This window comes from Parabacteroides massiliensis, from assembly GCF_900155425.1.
Lineage (GTDB): Bacteria > Bacteroidota > Bacteroidia > Bacteroidales > Tannerellaceae > Parabacteroides > Parabacteroides massiliensis.
The window spans coordinates 525411-551293 of the sequence record NZ_LT700190.1; the positions used below are offsets into that span (position 1 = coordinate 525411).

Annotated in this window: 23 protein-coding genes and 1 pseudogene; 21 read left to right on the forward strand and 3 right to left on the reverse strand. The window is 43.5% G+C overall.

The window, feature by feature from the left end:
• Nucleotides 1–2: 2 nt before the first annotated feature.
• The 10 genes from BQ9893_RS09615 (at nt 3) to BQ9893_RS09660 (ending at nt 10514) form a co-directional block, all read left to right on the forward strand.
• On the forward strand, nt 3–869 hold the full coding sequence (locus tag BQ9893_RS09615; RefSeq protein ID WP_075965826.1) for a DUF1573 domain-containing protein: 867 nt from the start codon (nt 3–5) through the stop codon (nt 867–869).
• A gap of 213 nt (nt 870–1082) precedes the next feature.
• Nucleotides 1083–1304, forward strand: a complete 222-nt coding sequence (locus BQ9893_RS09620) for an NVEALA domain-containing protein (protein ID WP_075966098.1) — start codon at nt 1083–1085, stop codon at nt 1302–1304.
• A 95-nt stretch (nt 1305–1399) separates the two neighbouring features.
• Entirely contained in the window at nt 1400–2431 is a 1032-nt protein-coding gene (locus tag BQ9893_RS09625) for a BF3164 family lipoprotein (RefSeq protein WP_075965827.1), read from the forward strand.
• 7 nt (nt 2432–2438) lie between these two features.
• The gene (locus tag BQ9893_RS09630) at nt 2439–3527 is read left to right on the forward strand and encodes a 6-bladed beta-propeller (RefSeq protein WP_075965828.1); all 1089 of its coding nucleotides are present in this window, start codon (nt 2439–2441) and stop codon (nt 3525–3527) included.
• A gap of 18 nt (nt 3528–3545) precedes the next feature.
• On the forward strand, nt 3546–5048 hold the full coding sequence (locus tag BQ9893_RS09635) for a transglutaminase domain-containing protein (RefSeq protein ID WP_075965829.1): 1503 nt from the start codon (nt 3546–3548) through the stop codon (nt 5046–5048).
• Nucleotides 5036–5908, forward strand: coding sequence for a signal peptidase I (gene lepB, locus BQ9893_RS09640; protein ID WP_075965830.1), 873 nt, complete (start codon nt 5036–5038; stop codon nt 5906–5908). Before BQ9893_RS09635 ends, lepB begins: the two co-directional genes overlap by 13 nt.
• 35 nt (nt 5909–5943) lie before the next feature.
• Complete coding sequence (locus BQ9893_RS09645; RefSeq protein WP_075965831.1) at nt 5944–7761, forward strand: O-antigen ligase family protein; 1818 nt, start codon at nt 5944–5946, stop codon at nt 7759–7761.
• A gap of 289 nt (nt 7762–8050) precedes the next feature.
• Entirely contained in the window at nt 8051–8917 is an 867-nt protein-coding gene (locus BQ9893_RS09650; protein ID WP_075965832.1) for a DUF1573 domain-containing protein, read from the forward strand.
• 229 nt (nt 8918–9146) lie between these two features.
• On the forward strand, nt 9147–9386 hold the full coding sequence (locus BQ9893_RS09655; protein WP_075965833.1) for an NVEALA domain-containing protein: 240 nt from the start codon (nt 9147–9149) through the stop codon (nt 9384–9386).
• Nucleotides 9387–9500: 114 nt separating this feature from the next.
• A complete protein-coding gene (locus BQ9893_RS09660; protein ID WP_075965834.1) occupies nt 9501–10514 on the forward strand; it encodes a 6-bladed beta-propeller in 1014 nt (337 codons plus the stop codon).
• 3 nt (nt 10515–10517) lie between these two features.
• Here the strand turns inward: BQ9893_RS09660 and BQ9893_RS09665 are convergent, their stop codons facing one another.
• Nucleotides 10518–11528 carry a response regulator transcription factor gene (locus tag BQ9893_RS09665; protein WP_075965835.1) on the reverse strand — a complete coding sequence of 337 codons (1011 nt, stop codon included), beginning with the start codon at nt 11526–11528 and terminating at the stop codon, nt 10518–10520.
• A gap of 200 nt (nt 11529–11728) precedes the next feature.
• Here BQ9893_RS09665 and BQ9893_RS09670 point away from each other — a divergent pair, with 200 nt between their 5' ends.
• The 10 genes and pseudogenes from BQ9893_RS09670 to BQ9893_RS09720 all read left to right on the forward strand — a co-directional run bounded on the left by BQ9893_RS09670 (nt 11729) and on the right by BQ9893_RS09720 (nt 19560).
• Entirely contained in the window at nt 11729–11944 is a 216-nt protein-coding gene (locus BQ9893_RS09670) for an NVEALA domain-containing protein (protein ID WP_075965836.1), read from the forward strand.
• Entirely contained in the window at nt 11941–13002 is a 1062-nt protein-coding gene (locus tag BQ9893_RS09675; protein WP_075965837.1) for a BF3164 family lipoprotein, read from the forward strand. The genes BQ9893_RS09670 and BQ9893_RS09675 overlap by 4 nt, the downstream gene beginning before the upstream one ends.
• A gap of 28 nt (nt 13003–13030) precedes the next feature.
• A pseudogene (locus tag BQ9893_RS09680) lies at nt 13031–13225 on the forward strand (DUF1573 domain-containing protein); the annotation flags it as partial.
• Between the two features lie 82 nt (nt 13226–13307).
• Nucleotides 13308–14300: a BF3164 family lipoprotein gene (locus BQ9893_RS09685; protein ID WP_075965838.1), complete on the forward strand. Its 993-nt coding sequence runs from the start codon at nt 13308–13310 to the stop codon at nt 14298–14300.
• A 466-nt stretch (nt 14301–14766) separates the two neighbouring features.
• Entirely contained in the window at nt 14767–15120 is a 354-nt protein-coding gene (locus BQ9893_RS21370; protein WP_139322592.1) for a hypothetical protein, read from the forward strand.
• A gap of 214 nt (nt 15121–15334) precedes the next feature.
• Nucleotides 15335–15487: a 50S ribosomal protein L34 gene (gene rpmH, locus BQ9893_RS09700; protein ID WP_005633099.1), complete on the forward strand. Its 153-nt coding sequence runs from the start codon at nt 15335–15337 to the stop codon at nt 15485–15487.
• A 119-nt stretch (nt 15488–15606) separates the two neighbouring features.
• On the forward strand, nt 15607–16239 hold the full coding sequence (locus BQ9893_RS09705; protein ID WP_075965841.1) for a PASTA domain-containing protein: 633 nt from the start codon (nt 15607–15609) through the stop codon (nt 16237–16239).
• A gap of 2 nt (nt 16240–16241) precedes the next feature.
• Complete coding sequence (locus BQ9893_RS09710; RefSeq protein ID WP_075965842.1) at nt 16242–17321, forward strand: RluA family pseudouridine synthase; 1080 nt, start codon at nt 16242–16244, stop codon at nt 17319–17321.
• A gap of 3 nt (nt 17322–17324) precedes the next feature.
• Nucleotides 17325–18302: a D-alanine--D-alanine ligase gene (locus tag BQ9893_RS09715; protein ID WP_075966099.1), complete on the forward strand. Its 978-nt coding sequence runs from the start codon at nt 17325–17327 to the stop codon at nt 18300–18302.
• A gap of 97 nt (nt 18303–18399) precedes the next feature.
• Entirely contained in the window at nt 18400–19560 is a 1161-nt protein-coding gene (locus BQ9893_RS09720) for a 1-acyl-sn-glycerol-3-phosphate acyltransferase (RefSeq protein WP_075965843.1), read from the forward strand.
• 160 nt (nt 19561–19720) lie between these two features.
• Here BQ9893_RS09720 and BQ9893_RS09725 read toward each other — a convergent pair whose 3' ends face one another.
• The gene (locus BQ9893_RS09725) at nt 19721–23689 is read right to left on the reverse strand and encodes a hybrid sensor histidine kinase/response regulator transcription factor (RefSeq protein ID WP_075965844.1); all 3969 of its coding nucleotides are present in this window, start codon (nt 23687–23689) and stop codon (nt 19721–19723) included.
• 224 nt (nt 23690–23913) lie between these two features.
• On the opposite strand from BQ9893_RS09725, the gene BQ9893_RS09730 reads away from it, so the two are divergent.
• Nucleotides 23914–25149, forward strand: coding sequence for an MFS transporter (locus BQ9893_RS09730; protein WP_075965845.1), 1236 nt, complete (start codon nt 23914–23916; stop codon nt 25147–25149).
• Nucleotides 25150–25258: 109 nt separating this feature from the next.
• On the opposite strand, the gene BQ9893_RS09735 is transcribed toward BQ9893_RS09730, so the two are convergent.
• Nucleotides 25259–25864 (reverse strand): porin family protein, encoded by a 606-nt coding sequence (locus tag BQ9893_RS09735; protein ID WP_075965846.1) that lies wholly within the window; start codon nt 25862–25864, stop codon nt 25259–25261.
• Nucleotides 25865–25883: the final 19 nt, after the last annotated feature.

The window sequence follows — 25883 nt, forward strand, 5'->3', positions numbered from 1 at the left end:
ATATGAAACGATTACTATTCTATATATTATTCCTGTTCCTCTTATCCTCCGCTTGCCAAGATAAGAAGAAAGAACAATTTACCCGCCTGGTCCAGAAATGGCAGGGAAAAGAGATTGTCTTCCCGCAGGATATGGAGTTTACCCGCTTTGTCACAAATCCGGTAGAATACCGGATACCCGATGCTGAATATAAAGTGCTGATTTATGTCGATTCAACAGGTTGCACCAGTTGCAAATTGCAACTGCCGAAATGGAAAGAATTGATCGCCCATGTTGATTCGGCAACAAACAGCAACATTCCGTTTATCTTCGTCTTCCAATCAAAAGACGACCGAGAATTACGATATATCTTAAAACGTGACAACTTCGACCGACCTGTCTGCATTGATCGGGACAGCCGGTTGGACAAGTTGAACCAATTTCCACAAGATATCACTTTCCAGACATTCCTGCTTGACAGGGACAACAAAGTGAAAGTAATCGGCAATCCGGTGCATAACTTGGCGGTTAGGGATTTGTATCTGAAACAGGTTACCGGGAAAACTTCGCAGGATAACAATCGGATCAAAACAACGGCAAAAGCCATAAACAGCGAAATAGACTTCGGCGTATTTTCGAAATCCGAAGAGAAAACAGCTGTTTTTGAAATAGAAAATACGGGAGATAATCCCCTTGTCATATTGGATATCAGTACCACTTGCGGTTGTACGACCGCAAATTATGACAAACGCCCAGCGAAGCCGGGAGAGCGACTTCGTATAGAAGTCAGGATGACACCGAAAGACACAGGCTTCTTCGATGAAATCGTCACGCTCAAATGTAACACAGCAAGTCCTGTCAAAGTAAAAATAAAAGGGCAAGTTCAGTAATTGGACGAAAGGGAGCCTGCCCGAAAAGCCTCAGAAACTACAACGACAAGCTCCCCGAAACCCCTTAGAAAGGAGGTGTATGATGGTAATATAAACCAAACAAAACAGAATGATGCAAGTTCAGTACATCATTTGATTATCTTAATGCTTCAAAAAAGAATGAGCAAAGATAAGAAATTTACTGGATCAAAAACGATAAAACAGAATACGAAAATGAAAAAGCGTATATTTGGTGCAGCGCTCTTAATAGCAATCGCAGTGGCTGCCGGCTGGAATTACCAGCAGAATATAAATGAAGTTGAACTGTCTGACTTGGCATTGGATAATGTCGAGGCTCTTGCCAGAGGTGAGAGTGGTACAGATTATTGTGATGACTTTACAACAATGAGATGCATGACTAGCGGAACAGTTTGGATGGATATGTATCACATTTGATAGTCAAGTTATAAAGAGTGTGCCAAAGTGAAAAAGTAAGACAAAAGTCTTTGATATATGAATTTGGTACACTCTTTCATTAAAAAAATCGTATCATGAAAAATATTAGTATTTCATCAATATATGTATTATTGATTTTTTTAGGTTTATCATGTAATAAAAGCAAATTACAAGTTATATCTTTGATAGAAGAAACACCTATCAACGCAATAGACTATCCAAATGAATCTATAATGAGTTTCCCTTGGTCTATAGATATTGTTAATGACAAAATTCTAACATTTTTTACTCGTGGCGAATATTTCATTAAGGTCTATGATGTTAATAATGGTATGGAACTTCATCATACAGGGCATTTCGGAGGTGGTCCTAAAGAATTTACTCAGCCTGAATATTGGGGTAAAAATGAGTATAATGATATATTCATTTATGATTTAGGCTTAAAGATCCTTAGAAAATATTCTTGGAATGATATTTTAAATATGTCTGATTTACCAGAAGTGAATAATATTCCGGTAAAAAATAAAGACATTTTAGTGCTTTCCGGTAAATACATGAATAAAAACTGTTTTATAGCTTCATCAATGGCTGGATTAACGCAGCCTATCATAGAACTTAATAAAGATTTAGAAATAAAAGCAAATATAGGAAATGTTCCAGACGAACATCATCGTAGTACAGATTTGTCATCATATAGTGGATATACAAGTGTATATGATAATAAATTTGTATTTGTAATGGCATCATTAGGATATATAGCTTGTTATAAAAAATTAGCAGATGGAGCAATCCAATTATTGTGGGATTTCTATTTGGAAAAACCTAAATATGTAAAAAATCAATTAGATCGAAAGAATTTGAAGCTTGGTTTTTCAGATGTAAAGATGACGAAAAATTATATTTTTTGTAGTTATTTCGGGCAGAAATATGTACGCGAAAATAGAAGAAATATAAAAGTACATAATATTTTAGTATTTGATCATGATGGACATTTTTTAGCAAATTTGCACACAGACAGAAGTGCAAGTAGATTTTCTGTATCAGATGATGAAAAAACTATATATGCAGTAACTGAAGAGCCAGAAATAGCTATTGTACGGTTTGATATTAGCAACATATTGAAATAACAAATTTATGAAAACATGGATTCTCCTCTTTTGCCTGCTTCTTACATCTTGTAGTAACCGACAAACGCAATCTTCCGATCGTGAGAATTTTTATCGGATAGATTTTCGTCCTTTGGTCAAAAATAAGGCACAAGAAATAGTTTTAAATGAATGGGCTACAAATCTTCGATACATACAATTGGAAACCAATGACTCTATTCGGATTAAATCCATCCAAAGGGTTATATTGGACGATGAAAAACTGTTAGTGATCCATTCGGACAGGTTATCTCTATTTAATAAAGAAGGGAAATACCTGTATGAAATCGGAAAAAAAGGAGATAAGAAAGGAGAATATAAAAGGATGAATGGAGTTCTTTTACGGAACGACACACTGTTTGTTGTTGATGGAAATTATGATTTTACACGATACAATTGGCAAGGAGAATATTTTGGTAAATTATTTTGTCCTCGGATACGGCATACTTTGAATTTTTTCATTATTCCCAATACAGACTTGCTTTTAGGGCATGTTGATAATCACACTGGGAAAAAAGAAGTCAGATTTGTCTTTTTTCGAGATACGACAGCAATTAAGATTATCCCAAATCTGGTTAAATATGAACCGGCTTCGTTAGAAGTCGTATATAGTGCACCACCGGAGATGAAATCGTTTGACGGGCTTGTCCCTGCCTTCAAAGAAACATTCAACGACACGATTTACCAAGTCGATGAGAACCTGAATTTAATTCCTTATGCCGTAGTCGAGTTAGGAAAATACAAGGCAACCAAAGAGGCAATGTTCGCTTGCACGGCTGAACAACTGATGAAAAAATGGGACTTCTTCAACGGTAAAATCGCGCTTACAGCAGTCGGAGAGAAAGACGGCATCATTTACCTGGCACACCATGATGTCACCGATCCGTACACTTACAGCTATGACAAAAACGCCAAACAAGCATTTTATCAAAAGGTCATCTATCCGGACAATTCTTACGGGTTCAAGGAAGGAAGCACTTTCGTACCTCATTTCATATCGACAGACGGGAAATATCTGATCGATTACGAAATGCCTGAAAATGGGAATAACCCCGTTATCGTCCTTGTCGAACGTTAATAAACAACTCTATCATCCATGAAAACATGTCTCTTATTCGTGATATTAAGCATTCTGCCCTCTTGTTCCATGCAAAAAACAAAAGGTGTCAGTTTGGAGCATGCCTTGTCTATGGCCGGAGAAAACCGGGTGGAACTGGAAAAGGTGCTCGAATATTACAAAAATGACAGCTTAAAGTTGGAAGCTGCCCGGTTTTTGATCCGGAACATGCCGTTCCATTTTTCACGGATGGAATCTTTCGTATCGACCGAAGGCGAACGATATGTGCCCGACATACGGAATTTCACGGATAATCAAGCCGTAAAAAGGCATTGTGATTCTTTACAGGGAAAAGGATATACGATCAGGAAAGAGATCGTTTACGATATCAAAGCCTTACATAGTGATTATTTGATCCGGAACATCGACTTGGCTTTTCAAGCTTGGCAAAAACCTTGGGCTAAAGATATTTCGTTTGAGGGATTTTGCCGTTACATACTTCCCTACCGGGCAGAAGTGGAACCAGCATCCGATATGAGACGGGAATTAATGGATTATTACCTGCCATTGATAGATTCCGGGAAAGCCCGGAATGCATTCGACGCTTGCATGATCATAAACAAACAGTTTATGGACGATTTGAAATACAAAGAAACCGGACATCCGTTTTATCCGACTGTGGAAGAAACCTTTCAAGCCGGCATCGGAGAATGTGATGCTTTATGCAATCTTGCGACAATAGCCATGCGGGCTGTCGGCATCCCAATCGTCGTTCAGACAACAACCTGGACGAAAATGGATTTGGCACATAGTTGGTGTGCCGTGCTGCAGGATGGCAAGTTTTATGATTTCAGTCCCGCATATGTCGGGCCGGACGAATACAGGCAGAAACTTGCAACTGTCTATTACCTGAAACCGGCCAAGGTGTACCGCAGCTTGTTCGATGCCGATTTCGAAAGGTCATGGGCTGATGATGGCTATATTACGAACTTAAAAAGTCCTTTATTAAAAGATGTCACGGCGGAAAGCGGTTATCCGGTCCTGGATTTGAAGGTCGAGGCAGACAAAACTCCATCCTCTGCAGAAAGCCTTGTCTATCTATGTACTCATAATTATTACGAATGGAAACCGATCGCAATTGGCATACAAAATGAATCCGTCTGTGAATTTAAAGATGTTGTCGGCAATAACATATTCATCATTGCTGAAGGTAGTAAAGAACAGGAGTTGAGATACGTTACCGCACCGTTTTTGGTCGATTCGTCGGGACACATCCGAAAATTCATACCTGATAAAAACAAACCGGTCACGCAGGAGCTTTGGATAGAGAAAGGAAAAACTCCCTGTAACCTGCATTTTTGGGATGTAGGGAAAGATTATTTTATTCCAATATCATGCGACAGCATTACTTCGGATACGACGCAACTTTATACCCATATACCGGATAATGCCCTTCTATGGTACGCAACTCCTCACCGGGCTTTGGGACAACGGGTCGGATTTATAGAAAACGGCAAACTGAAAAGGACATGGGATTTCTAAAAAAGGTCATCGATTGGTTTCTGAATGCGGTTTTGGCCGTTTTGATTGTTGCCAGCATCTGGGTTTTCGTCCAAGTCTTCCTCCTCGCCTCCTTCCGCATCTCCAGCGATTCGATGGAGCCGGAACTGACGGAAGGGGACTTTGTGGCGGTCTGGAAACCGACACTCGGCGCACGGCTGTTCGACCTCAACGCGACGTTGCGGCTGGAACAGACCGAGATACACCGCATGCCGGGATTCCGGAAAGCAAAGCGGGGCGATGTGCTGGTCTTCAACTTCCCGCATCCCAACGGTTGGGACAAGGTCGAGATGCACATCTTGAAATACTACATCAAACGGTGTATCGGATTGCCGGGCGACACGCTTTCCATACGAAACGGGAAGTTCCGGATAAACGGGATGGCGGAACCGCTCGGAAACACGGACTCGCAGGGACGGATCGGGCGGACGTTGCCGGGAGAGTTCCCGGACGGTGTCTATAAGGCGTTCCCGTTTGACTCGATCTTGAACTGGAATATTCGGAATTTCGGGCCGCTCTATATACCTAAAGCCGGTGATCGGATCAAAATGAACCGCACAAACTATGCTTTATATCGCAAGTTGATCGCCTATGAACAAAAAACAGTAATAGAATACAGGGATTCAACGGTCTATCTGAATGGGAAACCGATGCAGGAATACTGTTTCCAAAAGAATTACTACTTCATGGCGGGCGACAAAGGCATGAACTCGCAGGATTCCCGGTATTGGGGCTTGTTGCCGGAAGAATATATTGTCGGCAAGGCGGCTTTTATCTGGAAGTCGGCCGACCCCTACACAGGACAGTTCCGATGGGATCGGTTCATGAAAAAGATTAGATAAAAAACAGACTGGCATGGAAATAAAAATACATAAGCATGAAATTGGAATTGTATAGGCATGGAATCCCGTTTGTACTGGCATCCGTTTTCGGGGCGATGCTGATCGCCACGCCGCTTGCCGGCGATAGCGGGTTGGCAAGCGGCATTGTGATGGGGAAAGTCTTCTGGTTCCACCTGTCGATGGCGCTGATGGCGGTTGGGACGGTTGGGACGGTATGGTTCGGAGGGAGGAAAAGCATTCCGTTTGCGTTGCCGGACGTCTTGTTGCTTCTGTTTGCCGGGATCACGCTCGCGACATACAATTGGCCGCTCGATCCCGAACCCGAAAAACTGCTTTTCGGCGGGCAGTTGGTTGTGTTGTGGTTCTTGCTGCGCTATCTCCTTACGGAGGCTCCTTGCCTGAAGTTCTTCTTCTTGTTTGTGCTGATGCTCACCGGGCTGGCCGAAGCCGTTTGGGGCATGCAGCAATTGCATGGCTATGCCTATTCCAACCATTCGCTTTTCCGGCTGACAGGCTCTTTCTTTAATCCGGGTCCCTATTCCGGGTATCTGGCGGTCGTGCTGCCGGTTTGCCTGTGGGCGGCGTTGAAGTTTCAAAAGGGGATGCACTGTTTTGCCTGGATATGCGTCGGAGCTATCTTGATTGTCCTGCCCGCCGGGATGAGCCGGTCAGCGTGGATGGCGGCGGTCGTGGCTTGCGGATGGGTGTACTGGGCGGAACGGATCGGATGGGAAAAGGCGAAAGCTGTATATATAAGGTATAAGAAAGCAGCAGTCCCTTTTATTGCGATTGCGGCGATATTGGCGGGATGCGCTGTTGCCGGGGTTTACGGAATGAAACGGGATTCGGCGGACGGGCGGTTGCTGATGTGGAAAGTGACAGGGAAAGCGATTGCCGGACAACCGTTTGCCGGAACGGGATTAGGCGGATTCCCGGCGGCATACGCAGAGGCGCAAGGCGAGTATTTTGCAACCGGGAGCGCGACAGACCGGGAGCAACTGGTGGCGGGATGTCCCGAATATGCGTTCAACGAATACCTGCAGATCGGTCTGGAACAGGGGATCGGAGGATTGATTGTGTTCGTGGCGTGGTTGGGAAGCATGGTGTACTTGGGAATCCGGAACAGGCAGAACGGGGCTGCCGGTGGCATCTTGGCGTTAGCTGTGTTCGCGATGTCGTCCTATCCGTTGCAGTTGCCGTCGTTTTGGGTGGCGCTGGTGTTTTTGGGGGCGATATGCGTGACGGAAGAGAGCACGCAGGCACGATCATCCGCCCTGCCTGCATCACCGGCATGGTATATTTCTATGATCAGCCTGCTGTCGCTTGCTTCGGTCTGCCTGTTCATTTTGCAGGGAGGGCAATATGAAGCGTACAAACGGTGGGGACGGATGCAGACGATCTATCATAACAAGGCGTATGAATCGGTTGCGGAAGATTATAAAGACTTGCATGACAAGTTGAAGCATAAACCGGAATTTTTGTTCGAAGAGGCGCAATGCCTTGGCAAGACGGGACAATACATGGAGGCGATACAGGCATTGGAACGGGCGAAGCAGTTGAGCGGAGATCCGATGATCCGGTACATGATCGCCAAGAACCGGCAGGCGGCCGGAGATTACCGGCAGGCGGAGAGGGAACTGCTCCGGGCTATCAGGATACTGCCGGAGAGGTTGTACCCTTACTATCTGTTAGCCAAGCTGTATGCTGAGCCGGAGTTCTACCAAGCGGATAAGTTGCGGGCTGCCGCCGGAACCGTACTGACCAAAGAACCGAAGGTCGAAACGACTGCAATCAGGGAGATGAGAGCGGAAATAAGAAAGATATTAGAAAAAGGCGCCTCCAGTTTCTTTTAGGTTTGCTTTTTTGCTGAGATAATTCACGTCTTTTATTGATGTAAGTTGAAAAAAGGTTGATGTTAGCTTCGCTGATGATTGATTATTAGGTGTTTAAAAGTTTCAACCTTTGTTCAACCTAAAAACAGTTCGTATCTCTCAAATAACCATACCTTTGTAAGGTAACCTTCAAAGGACTTACAAAACAGTATGATGCAAGTTCAGTACATCATTTGATTATCTTAATGCTTCAAAAGAGGATGAGCAAAGATGAGGCATTTACTGAATCAAAAATGATAAAAATAGAAATATGAAACGATTATTATTCTACATATTATCCCTGTTCCTCTTATCCTCCGCTTGCCAGGATAAGAAGAAAGAACAATTTGCCCGTCTGGTCCAGAAATGGCAGGGAAAAGAGATTGTCTTCCCGCAGGATATGGAGTTTACCCGCTTTGTCACAGATCCGGTAGAATACCGGATACCCGATGCAGAATATAAAGTGTTGATTTATATTGATTCAACAGGTTGCACCAGTTGCAAATTGCAACTGCCGAAATGGAAAGAATTGATCGCCCATGTTGATTCGACAACAAGCAGCAACATTCCGTTTATCTTCGTCTTCCAATCAAAAGGCGACCGAGAATTACGATATATCTTAAAACGCGACAACTTCGACCGCCCTGTCTGCATCGATCGGGACAACCGGTTGGACAAGTTGAACCAATTTCCGCAAAATATCACTTTCCAGACATTCCTGCTTGACAAGGACAACAAAGTGAAAGTGATCGGCAATCCGGTGCATAACTTGGCGGTTAGGGATTTGTATCTGAAACAAATTACTGGTACACAACACAAAGAGATATTGGCAATGACTACTCTCGAAGCAGAAAAGAGCGAATATGATTTAGGAATGGTCAAAGAAGGAACAAGCAAGAAGCAGACAATCATAGTCCGGAATACCGGAACAAGCGTCTTTAGGTTGAAAGGTTTCACCACCTCTTGCAACTGCACTGAAGCAACTTGCGACTGGGATGTACTGCAACCGGGAGAGAGCGGAACGATCACGGTCAGCTACGAAGCGGAACAATCGGGAGATTTTTACCGAACGGTAGACATTTATGGAAACATCCCGAACAACTCACTAATGGTGAGTTTTATCGGGACAGTAGAATAAAGCAATTAACGGGAAAAGGAAAGGAGTCTCTGCCTATCGCCTCACAAGCATAAACAGAAACTCCCGGACTTTCCCTCATTCAAGAACAAATAAAGAAGGAGGTAATGGCAAAAGTAGCAAATTTGGAGTAAAGAACAAAAGGGTTGGGAATCACCTGTTCCGGGAAATGATATCGGGCGAAAGGTCCAAAAGCAAACATAAGTCTATAAATCCCTAAAACAAAACGAAAATGGGAAAGAAATTTTTTGGCGTAATCGCTTTTGTTGCGATCGCCGCAGCAGCAGGCTGGAACTACCAGCAAAATAAACAAAGTGTTGAACTGTCGGACTTGGTATTGGCTAATGTGGAAGCATTAGCAAGATATGAAGACGGCGAATGTCCTAACGGATGCCTTACCGAATATGATTCAAAAGGATGTTGGTGCTATAGATTTTATCCAAATGTGAAAGAAAAAGACTGGACACGTTAATAAAAAACTTTCAAAGTTGCGTTAGTGCTTTATTCCCTCTCTAAAGTATTTGTAGGGAGAGAATTTGCACTAACCTCTTTTTATGGAATATGTAGAAACTAAAATATTAGTGACATGCAAAAAAATAGATACATATTATTGTTGTTGTTCATTTTTTTTTCGAGTTGTACAAAAAAAGTAGCAACAGAAGTTTATCAAAACAAACGTGACAATGTCGTTAATCTTCACAGTAAAGTTAAAGAAATAGGAACAGAAGATGTATTAATCAATCGATACTCACAACCCTTTCTACTTGATCGGTATTTAATTATAGGGGATTATGTCTCAAAAGACAACCTTGTACATATATTTGATAAATATGATTTCAAGTATATTTGCAGCACTGCTTTCTTGGGGCCAGGTCCTACGGAAATCACAAGTTTTGGTTCTTTCTGTATTAATGAAAATGACCGTGAATTTTATATCTCGGATTATGGTAAACAAAAAATATTTACTTACGAGCTTGACAGCGTGCTTTCCAATCCCCTTAATTATATGCCTACAGTTAAAGTGAATTTGAATCAAGAACAAATACCCAATAGGTATTATTACATAAATGATTCACTATGTTATGCTTCTATAATAACGCCAACCGGTCGTTCCGGTTTTAATCAATCCGGGGCAATTTGGAATATGATGACCGGGAAAATTACACAGCTCAAATACACTCATCCTGAAATAGAAAAAAAACGTGTCAATATTGCAGTATCCATAAAAAATAAAACATTTGTAGAGTGTTATGACCACCATGATTTAATGACCATATATGATTTGGAAGGAGATTTAAAATGCAATGTATATGGTTCTAAATGGAATAATAAAACATCTAATAAACAAAATTATTATGGTTCTGTGATCTTTGCCAAAGATAAAATTGTAGCCTCTTATTCTGATGGAAGAGATAATTTCGGTAAACAAAGCAGGCCTACAACTTTATTAGTCTTTGACTTAAAAGGCAATTATCTTAAAACATTGGAAATAGGATACAATATTTTGGAATTTTGTTACGATGAGGAAAATAATCGGATTATCATGTCTTTTGACGATGATATACAATTGGGCTATTTAGAGTTAGGTAATATTGTGTAATTATTAAGAGATGTCACCGGAACTGATTTCCATGCGGTAGCCTTTACCCCTGACAAGTATGATCTTAAGGTTTTCAAAACCTTCCAATTGCTTTTGTAACCGTTCTATCCCATGTGAGATCCGGCTTCTGTCGTTTTTTGATATATCATCAGTCTTAATACCATATACAAGCATGAGTATATCGTGGTAGGTCAGCATGTAATTGTCTTTCTGAATGAAGTATCGGAAATAAATCAGACTGTCGCCGGATAAAGAAATTTCTTTATTGCCTTGTTTCAAGATGCCATGCTTTTCATCAAAAGAAATATTTCCCGGCAAGTGTGTCCATTGAACCTTGATTTGTGGTTCATGTACTTTTTCTGCAATCTGTTCAGATTCGATACTTGTAATAAGATGGAGCGGCTTATGGTTTTCTCGTAGTGCGTAGATGAACAATGCCGTGACGGATAGCCAGACTGCGATAAGCATATAAACGGGCCAACAACCGGCTAACCATTGGTAGGATAAAAACACATAAGGCTGCAGGGTGATTTTCTGTCCATCATCCCAATCTTTTTGATAAGAAACGCTATCCAAGGGTGTTGCCTTTTTATAAAAATCCTCCGGTCGGCTGATTGTCACCTTGTCTCCGACCGTACATCGTATGGCAACGGAACCTTGGATTTTCCGAAGATCCAACTCGGCTTGAAAAATACTGTCCAAATGGTGGCGATTCGGATCATCGCTTATCAAACATTTTTGTTCGTACCAGTTTCTCTTTTCTTCTCCAGAGATGGCATTGGGGGAAAGCCGGGAATCGTATTGGAAAACAAAAGTTGTGATATATAGTTTTTTCTCTTTTTCGATTGCTTTCAGAAAGGCGACCCCGGTTTCTTTCAGGTTCGCTTTTTGGCGTTCGGATATAAACAGATGGCCGACAAAAATGATAAATGAAGATACGAAGATGTATACGCATAGCAGAAGAGAGAGAGGCTTGTCGAAGCTGTTTACTGATTTTTTGCTGAGATTATTCATGTTTTTTATTGATGTAAGTTGAAAAAAAGTTGATGTTGGCTCTGCTAATGGCTGATTATTAGGGATTTAAAATTTTCAACCTTTGTTCAACCTAAAAACAGTTCGTATCTCTCAAATAACCATACCTTTGCAAGGTAACCTTCAAAGGAACTATGCTCCTAAAGGGTTTACAAATATAAACTTCTATTTTAGATAAAACAATGAAACGAACATTATTAAAATTTTTAGTCGGTATCATTTCTCTTTTGGGGGCATATTTTTATGTTCAAACCGAAAAGGAGAATCTGACGGATTTGGCATTGGACAATATTGAAGCGTTGGCGCAAGGAGAGAACACTAATCTTTACTGCTTTGGAGAAGGTGATATCGACTGTAAAGGGATAAAGGTGAAAAAACGTTTTGACGGAATTCGATGAAAAATTTCCTATACATATTTTATGTAGGAATTTTATTAGTCGTAGTAGCCTCCTGCTCTCCTTCCAATCCTTCCGGTTATTCGCGTTATGGTGCTTTTCCGGAAACGAGTGAGGTGACAGTCATTGAAAACGCTTTGGATTCCGTTTACTTTCGCTATCCTTACCGGGTAGAGATCGGAAACGGGCTGGCCGTCTTGTTGGATTTGCACAACGATAGTCATTATCTGTATGCTTTTACTTATCCTGATTGGCAACCTGTTGCTTCTTTCGGAAAACGTGGAGAAGGACCGGAGGAACTGCTTTCGGCAGACCGGGTACGGTTGTGTTCGTCGGATTCTGTCTGGGTGTTGGATGCCAATCGGATGCAAATCACACGCTGGGCGGTCGATGTGGCGAATCGGCAAGTCTCACGTGTCGAAACCGTTTCTTTGGACAAACGGTTGCTACGCACACTTGATTTCTGTAAGACAACCAATGGTTTTTTAGTTGACGACTACACGGGGGAATATCGTTTTCATGAAATCGGGATGGACGGGCGGATTATCAGCAGTATGGGAACGATCCCGACCGAAGATGAGGAGAAGCGGAAGAATCCGATGGCGTTGGCACAGGCTTGGCGCAGTTTCATGGATTATGATCCGCAGAGCGGAACGCTGGTTATCGCAACTCAGCTGGGTGAAGTGATTGAGATCCACAATCTGAAAACCGGATTTCATACCGTCCTCTACGGCCCCGGTGGAGAACCTGCATTCTCTTCGCAAGGCAGCGAGGCGTTTCCGAAAGGCATTAAGGGGTATAATGATGTGCAAGTCACGGATAAGCATATATATGTCACATTCGACGGTATTGCTTTCAAGGAAAAATATCGCCAATACGAAACCGGTGAAAAAGGGCTTGACGGAGGACAATACCTGTATATTTTCAACTTGCAGGGAAATCCGGTTCGGAGCTTCCGTCTGAACCGCTCGGTGTTCGGGTTGTCTGTAAATGAAAAAGACGGGATTGTCACATGTACGACAACGGATACGGATAACCCCATTGTTACATTGAATTTGTAAAACAGTATGAATTGTAAGTGGATATTTAGTCAGTACCACTTGCGGTTGTACGACTGCAAACTATGACAAACGCCCAGCGAAGCCGGGAGAGCGGCTTCGTATAGAAGTCAGGATGACACCGAAAGATACAGGCTTCTTCGATGAAATCGTCATGCTCAAATGTAACACAGCAAGTCCTGTCAAAGTAAAAATAAAAAGCGTATATTTGGAGCAGCACTTTTAGTCGCAATCGCAGTGGTTGCCTGCAAAAGTAATACATAGGAACAAAAAGGATAGTTTGATGTGAACTAATAAACTTTGTCAAAATGAATAAACTCTATGTTATAGTTATCTTGTGCCTGCTAATAATGGCAGGGTGTTGTCCAAAAACAATCAAATTCCCTCATGAGACATCCTTGGATCAACAACTAATGTCATTACAAGGAATTACAAATCCAATAAGAGTAGATATAAAATACCCATATTTAATACTACAAAACATGAAACTACAAGACAGTTTATTTCATGTTTACAATTTAAGTGATCAAAAGTTAGTCTGTGCATTTGGAACAAAAGGGCAAGGTCCTAAAGAATATGCTGCGCCTTGGCTATTCCAAACCCAAACATCTAATGTTTTAATAGGTGATATAGGAAAAAGACAAATTAATTACTACAACATAGATAAAGGATTTTTACTGCAAAATAGTAAAAATGCAAAATATATCAATGGTATAAATGACGCAGCTTTCATTAACGATTCTTTATTCATTATTGATGATAAATATACAGGCCCAAACATTCAATTGTTGAATATTGATATCGAAATTCCACTGAAAACATGGTGCTATAGGAATTCTAATATCCTTGACTATATGGCAGATCCCAATATGGGAAATGTATATGCAAATGAGAATCGCATTGTTTTTTGCTATGGCTACAAAAAGCAAATAGACTTTATGGATATAAATTTCAATTTAATAAAAAGATTGAACTTTGATAATTCTGTTTCACAGATAAAGAACACATCGGAAGGACAAGGAGATGAGAAAATTTGTTATGTCTATGCTTATTTAGGGAAAAAGTATTTATATGCGCTGTTTTTAGGTACTTCTTGGAATGAAAATAGGGCTAATTCTACATGTGGAACTATTTTAGAAGTATTCGACTTGAATGGAAACCCTAAAGCAAAATATCACTTAAAAGGAAGGCGTCCCGTGTATTTTGCTGTCGATGAGGAAAATTCCGTACTCTATGGAGCAGGAGAAAATGGAGAACCAGAAGATCATTTAATAGTGTATCATTTAAACGCATTATCATAAAATGGAATTATGTAAAACTAACATTGTTTTTTCTTATTATATTAGCTTGTTTTGGCTGTACGAAAACAAAAATGGAAACATCCCGATAAAACTCACTAATGGTGGGTTTTATCGGGACAGTAGAATAAAGCAATTAACGGGAAAAAGAAAGGAGTCTCTGCCTATCGCCTCACAAACATTAGCAGAAACTCCCGAATTTTCCTCCATTCTATAACTAATAAAGAAGTGACAGCAAAAATAAGAAATTTGAAGCAAACGGCAAAAGGTTGGAATCACTTATTTCGGAAAATGTTACCCGGACTATCTTAATAACGCTGGAAGGTGCGTCATGCCTGTTAAAAGTAGGGTGGACAAACTGTTAAATAGAACAATAACCCTATTTTCACCTCTTTTCTATTTCGATTGAAATTCGGGTTTGTTATGAATCGACACTTTGTACGATTATGCAGGTTTACGGTGATGGCGAATGCTACGAGGTCGGCGGTTCGTCCATCTTCCGGTTTCGTTTGGTTGCTTTGAACCGTTGAACGGTGACAATGTGGAAAAGTTCAACTCCCGGAGAATCGAGTATTTCCGAACAAAGTCGAGGCCCGACTCTTTTATGGCAAACGAATTTTTCGGGGTTTCTTCTGTGAGGTGCGCAGTTCATTTCGCTGACGACCGTCTTCATTGTCGTGAGGTGCCGGAACCACCGGTAATGACGACCGTCTTCATGGCGATGAAGTCCCTTCTCAGGGCAATGAAGACGGTCGTCGGCGAGAAAAGAACGGTAAAGGGGAAAAAGTTCCGCTTTTTCGTCGGGGAGACGAAGACGGGGTAACTTAAACGCGCAAATGTGAAATAATCTGTTTTTTACAATAAGGGAGCCTCTCTTTAAGGAAAAGGGACTTTGATAGAATATTCTATTTGTGATTAAAAGAGACCCGATATGGATAAAGTTTTTCTTGCAACTCTTTGTTTATTAAAAAAAAGCCTCTATCTTTGCAGCCCAAATTGGTATGAGAATAAGATAATAATAAATAATATATAGAAAGATGAAAAGAACATTTCAACCTTCCAACCGGAAAAGAAAGAACAAGCACGGTTTCCGTTCAAGAATGGCTACTGCTAATGGCCGTAGAGTATTAGCTTCTCGTCGTGCTAAAGGAAGAGCTAAATTAACAGTTTCTGACGAATACAACGGATAATTTCTTCCGTTTGAAATTTTTTATAAAGAAAGTAGAGGTTTTTACTAAAAAGCCTTTACTTTCTTTGTTTTAACGGCTTTGTTTTCTACTTTTGATCCGCCTACAAATACAAGATAGAAATGAAAGACTTTTTGGTTAAAGTGATAAAGAATCCGTACGTCTTAAATTTGTTGCTGGCTGTGGTCGTCGCATGTGCTTTGGTGTTCGGAACATTGAAGTGGCTCGACTCATACACCCGACATAATGAGGCTGTGGTGGTGCCGGATGTCAAAGGATTGGGAATGGAAGAAGCCGCCGAATTTTTCAAGAATAGTAATCTACGCTATAACGTGATTGACTCCGTCTTTTCAAAAGACGTGAAACCTGGTGCAATTGTCGAACTGGTCCCGATGGCCGGTTCGAAGGTGAAGGAGGGACGTATCGTGTTCGTCACCGTAAATGCGCTCACCTCCCAGATGGCGACAATTCCGGAAGTGGAAGACCTCTCGTTCCGGCAGGCTTATGCCATTCTCCGTGCTCGCGGTTTTGAGAAGATTGAGATCGAATATGTCCCCGGTGATTTTAAAGACCTCGCTCTTGGCGTCGAGTTGCATGGACGTGCCTTGCAGAAAGGCGAGCATGTCCCGCTTGTCGCTCCTTTAGTCTTGAAGGTCAGCAGTGGTGAAGCAGAAATGCCGGCAGACTCGCTCGGACTTCCGGATGACAGCATGCCGGTCGAATCGTTGGATAGTGAAGAAGAAAACTGGTTTTAACTATGGATGAGTTTTTGGACGAAATGGATGATGAACAGGTAGACGACCTGTTGCAACCGGTAGAGGGCGAAGATAAGACCCCTCAACTGTATGAACACTTCCGCTTCGTTGCCGACCGCGGACAGTCGTTGTTGCGTGTGGATAAATTCTTGGTCGACCGGATGTTCGGCGCTACCCGCAACCGGATACAGTCGGCAGCCGATGCCGGTTGTATCATGGCAAACGGCAAACCGGTGAAAAGTAATTACCGGGTGAAACCGGAGGATGTCGTGACGATTATGATGACACGGCCACCACGGACATTCGAGATTCTCCCTGAAAATATTCCTATAAAAATCGTATACGAAGATGACGATCTGCTGGTGGTCGATAAGCCTGCCGGATTGGTCGTACACCCCGGACATGGGAACTATACCGGCACATTGGTGAATGCCCTTGCCTGGTATTTGAAAGATGATCCTGCATACGATCCTAACGATCCCGCCCTCGGACTCGTTCATCGTATCGATAAAGATACTTCCGGCCTGCTGGTTGTCGCTAAAAAGCCGGAAGCTAAAGCAAACCTCAGTTTGCAATTTTTCCACAAAACGACCAAACGTGAATACCGGGCGCTCGTATGGGGTATCGTACGCGACGACGAAGGACGGATCGAAGGCAATATCGGCCGTAATCCTCGTGACCGCATGCAGATGACGGTTTTCCCCGAAGGAGATCAAGGCAAGACGGCGGTCACCCACTATTCCGTTTTGGAACGTCTGGGTTATGTCACATTGGTGAAATGCCGCCTCGAAACCGGGCGTACGCATCAGATACGTGTCCATATGAAATATATCGGGCATACGCTGTTCAACGATGAGCGTTATGGTGGAAACGAGATTCTGAAAGGAACAACCTCTTCTAAATATAAACAGTTTGTGGATAACTGTTTTGCCATTTGCCCGCGACAGGCGCTCCATGCCAAGACATTGGGCTTCGTTCACCCGACAACGGGCGAAGAAATGTTTTTTGATTCCGAAATACCAGCCGACATGACTGCGTTGATCGACAAATGGCGTGTATATGCAAATACTAAAGAACTATAGATGATGAAAAAGAACATTGCTATTGTGGCCGGAGGTGATTCTTCCGAAATCGTTATTTCATTAAAAAGTGCGGAAGGAATCTTCTCTTTTCTTGATAAAGACAAATATAATGTATATATTGCCATCGTAAAAAGAGATGAATGGGCGGTGAAACTTCCCGGCGGGGAACATGCACCAATAGACAAGAATGATTTTAGTTTCCGTGAGAACGGCGAGGTCAGACATTTTGATTTTGTCTATATCACAATCCATGGCACTCCGGGAGAAGACGGACGTTTGCAAGGATACTTCGATATGATCGGAATGCCGTATTCTTCTTGTGGCATGTTTGTCAGTGCACTTACATTTAACAAATATGCCTGCAATCATTATCTGAAAGGATTTGGTGTCAATATCGCTCATTCCATACACTTGTTTAAAGGACAGACTGTAACAGACGAAGAAGTAGTCAGCCGTTTGGGGCTTCCGGTTTTTGTGAAGCCGAACGATGGCGGTAGCAGCTTCGGGGTAACGAAAGTGAAAGAGGCTTCGGCTATCCAGCCGGCAATAGCCAAAGCTTTCGGAGAAGGCAGGGAAGTGGTCATTGAAAGTTTCATCGAAGGGACCGAGGTGACATGCGGTTGCTATAAGACAGCCGAAAAGGAAGTGGTATTCCCGCTCACCGAAGTCGTTACGGATAACGAGTTTTTCGATTTCGACGCCAAGTATAACGGACAGGTACAGGAAATTACGCCCGCTCGTATTTCTGCCGAACTGACGGAAAAGGTACAACGCGAGACATCGAGGATTTACGACATATTGGGAGCGAAAGGGTTGATCCGTGTGGACTATATCATTCCGGCAGACGGAGAGCCGAAACTGCTCGAAATAAATACGACTCCCGGCATGACGGCGACCAGTTTTATCCCGCAGCAAGTACGGGCTGCCGGTCTGGATATAAAAGAGGTGATGACAGATATTATAGAAAACGAGTTTAACTGATTGACAAAGAATAATTGACAATTGACGATTATTTGAGAAACGAATTGTCGGTTGCCAATTGTCAATTGTCCGTTGTCAATTGTCAATTATAAAAGATATGGAAGTTCCTATTAATGATTTTGACGATATTCGCCCGCTGAATAACGATGAGGTGGAAGACGCGATCGAATCGCTGATTGCCAACGAAGATTTTGAGCGGGCTTTTCGGTATATAAAGCCGGATGTGGATTGGAAAGAGTTTTCAGAAACCATGCGTTCCTTCAAGACAAAGGAGGATTTCAAGGCAAAGTTGGCGTATGAAGCTGTAATGATGGTGGCAAACAAAACCACTTTCTCCCTGACGGTTTCCGGCCGTAGCCGTTTGCCGAAAGACAAGAAACCTTGTACCTTTATTTCTAATCACCGCGACATTGTACTGGATGCCTCTTTCTTGAACATCATGCTGTATGATGTAGGGTATGGAATGACGCAAGTGGCTATTGGCAATAACCTGCTGATCCGTCCGTGGATCGAAACACTGGTCCGTCTGAACAATAGCTTCATCGTGAAACGTAATGTCCCCGTACGCCAGATGTTGGAAGTGAGCAAAGTCCTTTCCGCCTATATCCGCCATACGATCACGGAGACGAAAGAATCCATCTGGATCGCGCAGCGTGAAGGGCGTGCCAAAGATTCGGACGACCGTACGCAGGGCAGTATCCTGAAGATGCTGAACATGAGCGGCGACAAGGATATCCTGTCAAACCTGATGGAACTGAATATTTTCCCGGTTGCAATCTCGTATGAGTTCGATCCGTGCGATTTCTTGAAAGCAAAGGAATTCCAGCAGAAACGTGATGATCCGAACTTTGTGAAGAGCCAGCGTGACGACCTGTTGAGCATGGAAACCGGTATCCTGAATAACAAGGGGCGTGTTCATTTCACCCTGACTTCCCCGATTAATGACAAGTTGGCAAAACTGGACCCGAATATGGAGAAGAATGAGTTGATTGCCACTATCGCTTCCATTATTGATAAGGAAATTTACATGCACTACCGTTTCTACCCGTGCAACTATGTTGCCTATGATATGCTGACTGGCACACGCCGTTTCAGCGAACATTACGGGCTGAAAGATAAAAAGCAGTTTGAAGATTATTTGCAAGGCCAGTTGGATAAGATCGTATTACCGAACAAGGATGAGGCTTTTTTGCGTACGAAAATCCTGGAAATGTATACGAATCCATTGAAAAACCATCTTTTGGCAGAAGGTAAGTAAACAGATTTTGCTTCAAATATACATTGTACAGCCGTCCCGCCTCGATTTCCCGAAGGTTGAGGCGGCTTTTTTCATACCTGGTTCCTTCACAGGCATGAAGAGGAATGTGATTGTATATATTTATCTTATAACGAGATAAATATAGGTATATTGCCGGGGCTTATTTATTTTCTTTCGCATAATTCGACGGGCTCATGCCGAACTGCTTGATGAAGGCGGACCAGAAATAGGACTGGGAGCTGAAACCACAGGCTTCCGAAATCTCGTATATCTTCATATTACCCTGTATCAATAACTCGGCTGCCTTTTTCAGGCGGCTTATCTTGATCAGTTCGTTAGGGGTCAGATCGGAGATGGCACGAATCTTCCGGTACAAGGTCGGTCGGCTCAAGTGCATCAGGTCTGCGATCATGTTTACATCTAAGGCCGGATTACCGATATGCTCGTTGATGATCTCGTTCAGCTTTTCCAGAAAACCTTCGTCAGCTTTGGTATAGGCCATCGATTTCATATTCGCTATCGGAGAGTTGAAATAGAATTTGCGTATATTGTCGCGGTTGGAGATCAGGTTGGAAATCTGCGCCATCAGCAAGTTGGTGGAGAAGGGTTTGTCCAGATAAGCGTCGGCTCCTAATTCCAGACCTTCCAGACGTGACTGCATGGTGTTTTTGGCCGTTAGCAGGATGACCGGGATATGGCTGAATTCGATCTCCGTCTTCACCTCTTTCAAAAGAGCGAAGCCGTCCATGACAGGCATCATCACGTCGCTGATGATCAGTTGAAAGCTGCGTTTCTTTAACAGCGTGATTGCTTCGGCTCCGTTTCCGGCTATCTCTACATTATATAACTGGTTGACTTCATCGGCAATGAAAACGGCCATTTCCTTGTTGTCTTCGACAATCAGGATCGTCGGGCGCGATTCATCGTGGACGAACTCTGTTTTCTGAGGTACGGCCTGTGCCATAGCCTCTTCTTCTGTTTGCTTGATGGATTCGGGTAGCTTGACGGGCAAGGTCAGGCGGAACATAGTCATGGACGGGCTGTCGGCAAAAGTCTCCAACAGCAAGCTGCCGTGGTGCATCTCAGCCAGTGAACGCGCCAAGGGTAATCCAAGCCCTGTCCCCGGTTTACCCATGGCGTCGCCTTCCACCCGGTAGAAAGGTTCGAATATTTTTTCCTTTAATTCTACAGGGATAGGAGTGCCATCGTTGATAAAGTCGATCGTGAATGTCTCGTAATCGGGAGAAAGTTGCAGGCGTATGATGATACTGCCGGATGCATATTTGATCGCGTTTGTAAACAGGTTGCTGAATATCTTCGTGATCGCTTCTTTATCCACGAACACGTACAACTCCGGCAGCGACAAGTCGAGGTTCAGTAGCAGATTATGTGCCGTTGCCGATTCCTGGAACCGTTTGGCCGTGTCGGTCAAGAGCGAGACGATCTCCGTCCGGACGAAGCTGAGGCGGTATCCTTCTATCTCCGTTTTGCGGAAATCCAGCAATTGGTTGACCAGCGACAGGAGGCGGGATACGTTTTTATCCATCAGCGTAAGCGATTTATTCTCTTTTTCTCCGATCTTATCGGATTTCAGGAGGTGTTCGAGCGGGTTCTTGATCAGGGTGAGCGGTGTCCGGATCTCATGGGCGATATTGATGAAGAAATCAATTTTGGCCTGATACAGCTCCTTCTCTTTCTGGTCTTCGAACAACTGCATGTTGTAGGCCATCGCCCGTTTGGTTTTCTGCCGCCAGGACCAGAATGAACCGGCGATGATGGCGAGAATGGCGACGATATAAGAAGCATACGCCGTGTCCGAGGCCCACCAAGGTGGCAAAACGGTGATGTTCAGCCGTGTCGGGGTGTCACTCCAATTGTTCGACAGGTTGGCGGCACGTACCTCGAAGGTGTAATCGCCCGGATGTAGTTCAGTGAAATAGACCGTATTACGCTCTCCGATCGAAATCCATTCTTTGTCCATATTCCCCATCCTGTATGCATACTGGACAGATTTGGGGGCGATGAAGTTGAGCGCGGAAAAGTTGATGCTGAATGTGGATTGCTTGTAGGTCAACGTGAGCTTTTTCGTCTCCGATTCGGCCGAGCAGTTGATGATGCGTTTCTCTCCGGCCTCGTTCTGGATTTCGAGGCTTCCTAAGTGAACGTTCATCTTTTCGGCTGTCGGGATAACTTCGGATGGTTTGAAATGGATAAAGCCCTTGACCGAACCGAAATAGAAAGTCCCTTCATTATCTTTGAAGGCGGAGTTGTCGTTGAACTGGCGGGTGATAAGCCCGTGGGATTCCGTGTAGGTCGTGATCTTACCCGTTCCGGTCTCCAGGCTGACCAGCCCGTTGGCTGTGCTGATCCACAAGTTTTCGTTTTCGTCGGGCAAGATGCGGAAGGCAACGTTGCTCGGCATGCCGTTTTTTACGGTGTAATGCAGGGACTCGCCGGTCTGGAAGTCATATTTGATAACCCCTTCTACGGTAGCGAACCACATATTGCCGTCTTTGTCCTCGCAAGCGTCGTTGACAAAATTGTGACGTTGGGTGTTCAGCTTGTCGTACGGCAGATACATGCCGGTATTGCTGATCGGATTGTAATAGAAACTGCGGTTGAACATGCCGGTCCAGATTCTTCCCAGGCGGTCCTCGTAGATGCAGTTCACCGCGAAAGGGGGAAATTGCGGAGCATATAGGAAACGATCGTTCAGGAAGTCATATTTGTAGATACCGTCGTCGGTCCCGACATAGACTTGTCCCTCCTGCAATACCTTGATGCAGCGGACAGTGCTGTTCTTTACCGTCAGCGAATCTTTCAGCAGGTTATAATGTTTGATCACTTTCCTCGTTTTGATATCCATCAGGTCGATGCCGTGGATGACATGGCCGATCCAAAGCCGGTCGCCTGATGCAGCCAAGCCTCGGATATTGGTGTGCGACAAGCCGTTTTCTCCCGGAACCGGTTGGTAGTTGGTGAATGTCCCGGTTTTCTTTTCCAGACAGTTGATACCCGCATCTTCCGTCCCGACCCATATATTACCGTATATATCGGTGCAGATATCGCGGATCACTTCTCCTTTCATCGAATGCTGCCCGTCCCAGGGATAATGCACATGGAAAGGGCGGAAAGGAGAATAGTAGTTGAGTCCGTTCTGGTGGAAACAAATCCAGATGCCGTTTTCCCTGTCCCGGCAGAATGCCGAGATAAAATGGCTCGATAAGGCATACGGGTCCAACGGGTCTTGCCGGATACGGATACATTCGGCGGTGTTGATCTGATAGATAAACAACCCGGAATCCGTCCCGATCCACAGTTCGTCCTTGTCTTTTTCGAGGAAGCTGTTGATCAGGATCGTAAGCTGGTTGAGCTTTTGGATGTTCAGATCCTGGTAGTCGCGTGTCGCCGGATCGAATATCTTCACGTCATCATGCTCGAAAGCGATGTAAATGCGGTCGGTCGTGGGAGAAGGGTACAACATGGAGAGCTTCCGCGGGCTGTTCGATGATGAATGGGCGAATACATTATAGGATTCCGTTGTCCCGTCTTCCGGATTCAGCAAAGAGATCATTCCATCAGAACTCCCGATCCAGATGTCGTTTTCGCGGGTAATGCAAAAAGAGGTATAGTTCTGGTTCTCTTCCGGAGCAAAGATGCGGAATTGGCTGTCCTCCGTATTGAACCGGATCAGGTTGCCGTCCATCAGTATCCATAGTTTGTTTTCTTTGTCGAACTGGAAAATCTCGATTCCTTTATCGGCCGTGAAAGGAATGTGCCGGAACGATTCCTTTTCGTCGTCATACTGGTATAACCCCGAAAGCGTCCCGACCCATAGGTCGCCGTTCATGTCGCTGCCCAGGCATGTGATCCAGTTGCTTCCCAATGTTTCGGCTTCGTCGGGGTCGTTGCGGAACACTTTGAACGTATAGCCGTCGAAGCGGTTCAGACCGTCTCGCGTCCCGATCCATATATATCCTTTCTTGTCCTGCACGCAACAAGTGGCCATGTTGTCGCTGAGCCCGTTTTCGACCTGGTAGTGTCGGAAAAGGTAATTGCTGTCGTCAGCATATGCCCGGGTGAGACAAAATATGAATAGGATGGATAAGATCAACTTCAGATGTTTCATATATGACTTTGCTATTATGGGCGAAAGATACTGAAAAATGCATTATGGATTTCCTTTTATTGTATCACGGATTTCATAAATCATCTCAATAAGGGTGATAACAGCAGAGAATGAGAAGAATACGGGAAAGATTGCAACAAGGTCGAACAAACCGGCATCAGGGAATCGATACTTTTGCACCATGTGAAACACAGGTAATAAAAACCTTTTATTCTAATTATAATATGAACACTCTTACAACAAGAAAACAAGGAATCGGAACGAATGTTCAACTTTGCACCATGATGTTTATGCAGTATATGCTGAGTGCAGTCTGGTGGGTTCCTTTAGCCGCTTATCTTTCCCATACGCTTAAATTGGAAGTGTATCAGGTCTCACTGGTGTTGAGTGCGATGGCTATCGGTGCGATGGCATCCTCTTTTATCGGTGCGATTGCCGACCGCTATTTTGCTGCCGAAAAGATATTGGCCGTATTGAATATACTGACAGGTGCCTTTTTGCTCCTGGCAGCTCAGCAGACTTCATTTGTCCCGCTTATGACATGTGTCGTGTTGGCGATGCTTTGCCATATGCCAACACAGAGCCTGACCAGTACGATCGCCATGAGCCATACGCCTTCTGAACAGTTCCCGCGTATCCGTATGTTCGGTTCGGTGGGATGGGTCGCTTCCGGCATCTTTAGTGTGATCGCCCTTCATGTGATGCATTTGTCTGCATTCGACGATACGAACCTGCCGATGTATTGTGGCGCCGCCGTCTGTTTCGTGGCTGCACTTCTGAACTTGCGATTGCCGCACACGCCGCCTTCTGTAGATAAGAAAGCCGGCATCTCGGTGATGGATATAACAGGCTTCAGCGCTTTCTCCCTGATGAAGGATAAGAACTACCGGGTTTTTATGATCCTGACGTTCTTGGCTATTATCCCGTTCAACCTGTATCATGTATACGGGTCGATGATTCTTGCCGACGAGCATGTGCAGAATATAACGGTGACGCTGAACCTCGGACAGTTGGCCGAAATGTTTTTCCTGGTTATCACCACTTCGATTCTGATAAAGTCCGGGATCAAGAATACCTTGATCTTCGGTATGATAGCCCTCGTGGTCCGGTATACTTCGTTCTATATCGGTGCGGAAACGGGCCTGCAATGGTTCTATTATATCGGAATTATCGTACACGGGTTGATCTTCGGCCTTTTCTTTGTCGGTGGCCAGGTTTATACAGATAATGTGGCACCCAAAGAAATGAAGGCACAGGCACAAGGCCTGCTCTTTTTCCTGGTATGGGGTATCGGCTTCTTGATCGGGACGCTTTGGAACGGATGGCTGATCGGCCTTTTCCGTGACGGAGATAAATGTGACTGGCCTGTCGTCTTTGCCATCTCGACCTTGTTCTCGTTCATATTATTGATCCTTTTTGTCTTCTTATTCAAACCGGTAGCATTAAAGACTGATAAATAACATAAACGCAGTAATAAACCAAAAGCCTTTTTAATTCTCAAGATCAAATATATTGTCATGCTGTAATAGCAGGAAGGCGTGTCCGAAGTTCCATTCGGATGCGCCTTTTTTATAATTTGAATTTATAACCAACTCCAAAATAAAAAGAGCGACATTGGAATCCATTGTTTTCTTTATACATACTTGTTAATCCCAATTGGTATCTCAAATCAAATGATAAATTGTATGCGGTGTCATATCCTATTCCCACGACCATGCTTACATTAACGGGGCGTTTGTTTCCGGACTGGATTTGAGTTTCCTTGTCCAACTCTATTTTTTGTTTGAATAACAATCCGATTTGTGGTCCAACTTGAAAATTCAGTCCTGTTTTGTGTTTGAACTTAGCTAAGATAGGAATTTCAAGACAATGGAAAGACATGTCATATTTTAATGAGTTAATATCATTTGGTGTTTCATATATCATGATCTTGTCACTAAATCCCTGCTTCATGTATAGTAGTTCAGATAACAAACTGAAGTGCGTATTGAATTGATATTCACTGATAAAACCTCCGGTTACACCGATATGGCCATAAGAAGGGTTTTTGCCTTCTCCTGGTAAATTCATAGTTGCTGCATTTAATCCAATTTTCCCACCAATTAACCATTGTGCTTGAAGGGGAATAAGGAGAAGTGCAAAAATGATGGATAAAAAAACCTTCCTTGTATTCATAACTCTCTTTAGATTATTG

What these genes read in the sequence shown, in the direction of transcription:
- BQ9893_RS09685 (WP_075965838.1), top strand. Translation starts at nt 13,308, where the DNA reads ATGAATAAACTCTATGTTATAGTTATCTTGTGCCTGCTAATAATGGCA.
- BQ9893_RS09705 (WP_075965841.1), top strand. Translation starts at nt 15,607, where the DNA reads ATGAAAGACTTTTTGGTTAAAGTGATAAAGAATCCGTACGTCTTAAAT.
- BQ9893_RS09710 (WP_075965842.1), top strand. Translation starts at nt 16,242, where the DNA reads ATGGATGAGTTTTTGGACGAAATGGATGATGAACAGGTAGACGACCTG.
- BQ9893_RS09735 (WP_075965846.1), bottom strand. Translation starts at nt 25,864, where the DNA reads ATGAATACAAGGAAGGTTTTTTTATCCATCATTTTTGCACTTCTCCTT.
- BQ9893_RS09720 (WP_075965843.1), top strand. Translation starts at nt 18,400, where the DNA reads ATGGAAGTTCCTATTAATGATTTTGACGATATTCGCCCGCTGAATAAC.
- BQ9893_RS09715 (WP_075966099.1), top strand. Translation starts at nt 17,325, where the DNA reads ATGAAAAAGAACATTGCTATTGTGGCCGGAGGTGATTCTTCCGAAATC.
- BQ9893_RS09660 (WP_075965834.1), top strand. Translation starts at nt 9,501, where the DNA reads ATGCAAAAAAATAGATACATATTATTGTTGTTGTTCATTTTTTTTTCG.
- BQ9893_RS09625 (WP_075965827.1), top strand. Translation starts at nt 1,400, where the DNA reads ATGAAAAATATTAGTATTTCATCAATATATGTATTATTGATTTTTTTA.
- BQ9893_RS09665 (WP_075965835.1), bottom strand. Translation starts at nt 11,528, where the DNA reads ATGAATAATCTCAGCAAAAAATCAGTAAACAGCTTCGACAAGCCTCTC.
- lepB (WP_075965830.1), top strand. Translation starts at nt 5,036, where the DNA reads ATGGGATTTCTAAAAAAGGTCATCGATTGGTTTCTGAATGCGGTTTTG.
- rpmH (WP_005633099.1), top strand. Translation starts at nt 15,335, where the DNA reads ATGAAAAGAACATTTCAACCTTCCAACCGGAAAAGAAAGAACAAGCAC.
- BQ9893_RS09620 (WP_075966098.1), top strand. Translation starts at nt 1,083, where the DNA reads ATGAAAAAGCGTATATTTGGTGCAGCGCTCTTAATAGCAATCGCAGTG.
- BQ9893_RS21370 (WP_139322592.1), top strand. Translation starts at nt 14,767, where the DNA reads ATGCTACGAGGTCGGCGGTTCGTCCATCTTCCGGTTTCGTTTGGTTGC.
- BQ9893_RS09645 (WP_075965831.1), top strand. Translation starts at nt 5,944, where the DNA reads ATGAAATTGGAATTGTATAGGCATGGAATCCCGTTTGTACTGGCATCC.
- BQ9893_RS09730 (WP_075965845.1), top strand. Translation starts at nt 23,914, where the DNA reads ATGAACACTCTTACAACAAGAAAACAAGGAATCGGAACGAATGTTCAA.
- BQ9893_RS09615 (WP_075965826.1), top strand. Translation starts at nt 3, where the DNA reads ATGAAACGATTACTATTCTATATATTATTCCTGTTCCTCTTATCCTCC.
- BQ9893_RS09655 (WP_075965833.1), top strand. Translation starts at nt 9,147, where the DNA reads ATGGGAAAGAAATTTTTTGGCGTAATCGCTTTTGTTGCGATCGCCGCA.
- BQ9893_RS09630 (WP_075965828.1), top strand. Translation starts at nt 2,439, where the DNA reads ATGAAAACATGGATTCTCCTCTTTTGCCTGCTTCTTACATCTTGTAGT.
- BQ9893_RS09725 (WP_075965844.1), bottom strand. Translation starts at nt 23,689, where the DNA reads ATGAAACATCTGAAGTTGATCTTATCCATCCTATTCATATTTTGTCTC.
- BQ9893_RS09675 (WP_075965837.1), top strand. Translation starts at nt 11,941, where the DNA reads ATGAAAAATTTCCTATACATATTTTATGTAGGAATTTTATTAGTCGTA.
- BQ9893_RS09635 (WP_075965829.1), top strand. Translation starts at nt 3,546, where the DNA reads ATGAAAACATGTCTCTTATTCGTGATATTAAGCATTCTGCCCTCTTGT.
- BQ9893_RS09670 (WP_075965836.1), top strand. Translation starts at nt 11,729, where the DNA reads ATGAAACGAACATTATTAAAATTTTTAGTCGGTATCATTTCTCTTTTG.
- BQ9893_RS09650 (WP_075965832.1), top strand. Translation starts at nt 8,051, where the DNA reads ATGAAACGATTATTATTCTACATATTATCCCTGTTCCTCTTATCCTCC.